The sequence below is a fragment of the Bartonella sp. AA1HLJMS genome (genome assembly GCF_042197445.1).
GTDB lineage: Bacteria > Pseudomonadota > Alphaproteobacteria > Rhizobiales > Rhizobiaceae > Bartonella.
Genome location: NZ_JBHIRW010000085.1, coordinates 1 through 3,534, shown reverse-complemented (window position 1 = coordinate 3,534; position 3,534 = coordinate 1). Strand labels below are relative to the sequence as shown.

Annotated in this window: 9 protein-coding genes; all 9 read left to right on the top strand. The window is 33.3% G+C overall.

Going from position 1 to position 3,534, the window contains the following annotated elements; all coding sequences use genetic code 11:
- Nucleotides 1–144: 144 nt before the first annotated feature.
- Nucleotides 145–462, top strand: a complete 318-nt coding sequence (gene trwL, locus ACFIQE_RS09180; protein WP_375681255.1) for a VirB2 family type IV secretion system major pilin TrwL — start codon at nt 145–147, stop codon at nt 460–462.
- A gap of 76 nt (nt 463–538) precedes the next feature.
- Nucleotides 539–859 carry a VirB2 family type IV secretion system major pilin TrwL gene (gene trwL / locus ACFIQE_RS09175; protein WP_375621041.1) on the top strand — a complete coding sequence of 107 codons (321 nt, stop codon included), beginning with the start codon at nt 539–541 and terminating at the stop codon, nt 857–859.
- Between the two features lie 122 nt (nt 860–981).
- Nucleotides 982–1,299 carry a VirB2 family type IV secretion system major pilin TrwL gene (gene trwL, locus ACFIQE_RS09170; RefSeq protein ID WP_375610330.1) on the top strand — a complete coding sequence of 106 codons (318 nt, stop codon included), beginning with the start codon at nt 982–984 and terminating at the stop codon, nt 1,297–1,299.
- Between the two features lie 57 nt (nt 1,300–1,356).
- Complete coding sequence (trwL, locus tag ACFIQE_RS09165; protein ID WP_375621042.1) at nt 1,357–1,680, top strand: VirB2 family type IV secretion system major pilin TrwL; 324 nt, start codon at nt 1,357–1,359, stop codon at nt 1,678–1,680.
- A gap of 127 nt (nt 1,681–1,807) precedes the next feature.
- Complete coding sequence (gene trwL, locus ACFIQE_RS09160) at nt 1,808–2,119, top strand: VirB2 family type IV secretion system major pilin TrwL (RefSeq protein ID WP_375621043.1); 312 nt, start codon at nt 1,808–1,810, stop codon at nt 2,117–2,119.
- Between the two features lie 114 nt (nt 2,120–2,233).
- Nucleotides 2,234–2,548, top strand: coding sequence for a VirB2 family type IV secretion system major pilin TrwL (gene trwL, locus ACFIQE_RS09155; RefSeq protein ID WP_375621044.1), 315 nt, complete (start codon nt 2,234–2,236; stop codon nt 2,546–2,548).
- A 127-nt stretch (nt 2,549–2,675) separates the two neighbouring features.
- On the top strand, nt 2,676–2,996 hold the full coding sequence (trwL, locus tag ACFIQE_RS09150) for a VirB2 family type IV secretion system major pilin TrwL (protein WP_375621045.1): 321 nt from the start codon (nt 2,676–2,678) through the stop codon (nt 2,994–2,996).
- Between the two features lie 124 nt (nt 2,997–3,120).
- Nucleotides 3,121–3,429 carry a conjugal transfer protein gene (locus ACFIQE_RS09145; protein WP_375621046.1) on the top strand — a complete coding sequence of 103 codons (309 nt, stop codon included), beginning with the start codon at nt 3,121–3,123 and terminating at the stop codon, nt 3,427–3,429.
- Nucleotides 3,430–3,441: 12 nt separating this feature from the next.
- A partial coding sequence (locus ACFIQE_RS09140; RefSeq protein ID WP_375707590.1) for a VirB3 family type IV secretion system protein occupies nt 3,442–3,534 on the top strand: 93 nt, incomplete at its 3' end.

Below are 3,534 nucleotides of genomic sequence, written 5' to 3'. Positions count from 1 at the left end.
GGGCAATCGGTGTTGTTATCGCTGGTTCAGCAACCCAACTTGCAAATATGTTATTCACAGGCGCGTAATGAGAATGACTATTAAAGTCATGCAGTATAAAATATCTTTTTATTCTAAAGAAAAATCTAAATTGAGACAAACAATATGAAACAATCAAAAACTCTTCAAACAATAATCTGGAATAAAGCTACTAAAACCTCTGCAGCCTTAACTGTATTTTTTATGGCCAATCCTGTGTTAGCCCAAGCAGTAGTTTTAGATCCTGCCAACAAAGCTTTAACTGCTCTCCAAACAGACTTGAAAGCGATTATCCCTCTTGCTGCTGCCGTGATACTTTTGTGCTTAGCAATTGCTTATGCAGGACGCTACATCGGAAAAGATACGTTCGTACGATGGGCAATCGGTGTTGTTATCGCTGGTTCAGCAACCCAACTTGCAAATATGTTATTCACAGGCGCGTAATGAGAATGAATATTAAAGTCATTCAGTATAAAATATCTTTTTATTCTAAAGAGAAATCTAAATTGAGACAAACAATATGAGACAACCAAATACCCTTCAAACAATAGTTAGAAATAGAAATATTAAAATTTCTGCAACTTTAATTATATTTTTTATGAGCAATTCTGTATATGCTCAAGTAAAATTAACAAATGCAAAAACTGCTTTGGAGGCTTTACAGAACGACCTCATTGGAAATATTATCCCTATTGCTGCTGCTGTTATACTTTTATGCTTAGCCATTCTCTATGCAGGGCGCTACATCGAAAAGGATACATTTATACGATGGGCAATCGGTGTTATCATTGCTGGATCAGCAACCCAACTTGCTAAAATGCTATTTACAGGTGTTGTGTGAATAAGTATAATACAAAATGTTTTTAAGATAAAATTGTATCTAATAATTATTAATATGGCAAAATTCTATTCCATTTATGATAGAAATACAAAGCATTCATGAAACTTTAATAAGAGTAAAATATGCAAAAACTAATCAACCTTCAATCAAAAAATAACAACAGAATCATTGTAATTTCTGCGACTATAGCTGCGTTTTTTATAACCTATCCCGCATATGCAGAAATAAAGAATGCTAAAGACGCTTTAACAGCTCTACAAACAGACCTTATTACCAATATTATTCCTGTTGCTGCTGCCGTTATACTTTTGTGCTTAGCAATTGGTTACGCAGGACGTTACATTGAAAGAGATACATTTATACGATGGGCAATCGGTGTTATCATCGCTGGATCAGCAACCCAACTTGCGAAGCTGTTATTCACAGGTACAGTTAGTTAAAACTAAAGATAGTAACTATGATACAAAATGTTATCTATAACCTTCAATGAGAGAAATATGCGAAAATTAATTAGCTTCCAATCAAAGAACAATAACAAAATCATCACACTTTCTGCAGCTATAACTATATTTTTTATGATACATCCCGTATGGGCCCAAGCAAACGGTTTAGCTCCTGCAAAAACAGCTTTAGAAGAACTCCAAAAAGATCTTAATACTAATATTATTCCTGTCGCTGCTGCTGTTATACTTTTATGCTTAGCAATTGGTTATGCTGGACGCTACATCGGAAAAGATACATTTATACGCTGGGCGATTGGCGTTGTCGTCGCTGGCTCAGCAACCCAACTTGCGAGCCTGTTATTCAAGGGGCAAGCGTAAGTCTATATAATGCATAATATTTTTATCATAAGGTTTTATATCTAATTATTATACACATATAAAAATCTCATATGTTTTATAATAATAAATACAAAGTATTAATAAGAGCATTAATTAAGAGTAAAATATGAAAAAATTAATTGATTTCCGATTAAAAAATAACAACAGAATCACAGCAATTTCTTCGGCTATAAGTGTATTTTTTATAGTACATCCTGCGTATGCAAAACTAAAAGCTGAAGATGCTTTACAAACTCTGCAAACAGATCTTACTACTAATATTATTCCTGTTGCTGCTGCCGTTATCCTTTTATGCTTAGCAATTGGTTATGCTGGACGTTACATCGGAAAAGATACATTTGTACGGTGGGCAATCGGTGTTATCGTCGCTGGCTCAGCAACCCAACTTGCGAGCCTGTTATTCAAGGGGCAAGTGTGAGTCTTTATAATACATAATGTTTCTAATGTGAGAGTTTATGTTTGATAAATTTAAAAATATTATGTGATATTTCGTTTATATTAAGAATATACAAAGTATTGATAAGAGTAAAATATGAAAAAATTAATTAATCTCAAATTAAAAAATAATAACAAAATTATCGTAATTTCTGCAGCTCTAAGTGCCTTTTTTATAACGAATCCCGTATATGCAAATGTAAAATTAGATCCTGCAAAAAAGGCGTTAGATGCACTCCAAAATGACTTAAAAACGATTATCCCTCTCGCCGCTGCTGTTATACTTTTGTGTTTAGCAATTGCCTATGCAGGGCGCTACATTGGAAAAGATACGTTTGTACGGTGGGCGATCGGCGTTGTCATTGCTGGCTCAGCAACACAACTTTCTACACTGTTATTTATAGGTAAATAATAAGCTTATATAACACATAATGTTTTTAAAGTAAGAGTTTATACTTGCTATTTGTAACATATAAAGATACCAATTTGTTTATTTTAAAAAGTATAAAATATTCATGAAAATTTAATGAAAGTAAAATATGCGAAAATTAATTAATGTCCAAACACAAAATAACAACAGAATCATAGTAATTTCTACAGCTATAATTGCATTTTTTATAACACAGTCTGCATATGCAAATGCAAAATTAGCTCCTGCTGAAAAAGCTCTAAATGCTCTAAAAAAAGATCTTATTGATCACATTATTCCTGTTGCTGCTGCCGTGATACTTTTGTGCTTAGCAATTGGTTACGCAGGCCGCTACATAGGAAAAGATACGTTTGTACGGTGGGCAATCGGCGTTGTCATTGCTGGCTCGGCAACCCAACTTGCTAAACTGCTATTTACAGGTCAAGCATAAATTAGTATAATACGTAATGTTTTTAATGTTCGTTGATTATAGATTTGTACCAGTAATAATATCGCTCATACTACGAAAAAAGGAATTTATTTATAGCAACTTTAATTAAAAGGGGATAAAAGATATGAAACAATTAAATACGCTTCAATCAAAAATATGTAAGATTAGTGCTATTTTTATAACTTTGATTATGTTATTAATAACTCAATCTGCATATGCTCAGACAGAAACAAAGAGTTTAGATGTTTTCATAGGGATGCAATATGGATTAAGTATAATTATTCCTATCGTTGCTGCTATCGTTCTTTTATTACTTTTGCTTATTTATATATTTCGCATTATCGCAAGAGCTACCTTTATGCGATGGGCATTCAGTGTCATTATTGCTGGTGCAGCTTTTTATATTAGCCACATATTATTTCACCTCCAGTGACGAGAACATTCCATGAAATCGCAAGAAAAAAAAGAATTCCCCCTATTCAAAGGAGCAACACGTGTTCCAACGATATGGGGTGTCCCCATGATGCCATTTATCGTT

Coding starts and splice junctions, on each gene's coding strand:
- trwL (WP_375681255.1), top strand. CDS start 145: ATGAAACAATCAAAAACTCTTCAAACAATAATCTGGAATAAAGCTACT.
- trwL (WP_375621041.1), top strand. CDS start 539: ATGAGACAACCAAATACCCTTCAAACAATAGTTAGAAATAGAAATATT.
- trwL (WP_375610330.1), top strand. CDS start 982: ATGCAAAAACTAATCAACCTTCAATCAAAAAATAACAACAGAATCATT.
- trwL (WP_375621042.1), top strand. CDS start 1,357: ATGCGAAAATTAATTAGCTTCCAATCAAAGAACAATAACAAAATCATC.
- trwL (WP_375621043.1), top strand. CDS start 1,808: ATGAAAAAATTAATTGATTTCCGATTAAAAAATAACAACAGAATCACA.
- trwL (WP_375621044.1), top strand. CDS start 2,234: ATGAAAAAATTAATTAATCTCAAATTAAAAAATAATAACAAAATTATC.
- trwL (WP_375621045.1), top strand. CDS start 2,676: ATGCGAAAATTAATTAATGTCCAAACACAAAATAACAACAGAATCATA.
- ACFIQE_RS09145 (WP_375621046.1), top strand. CDS start 3,121: ATGAAACAATTAAATACGCTTCAATCAAAAATATGTAAGATTAGTGCT.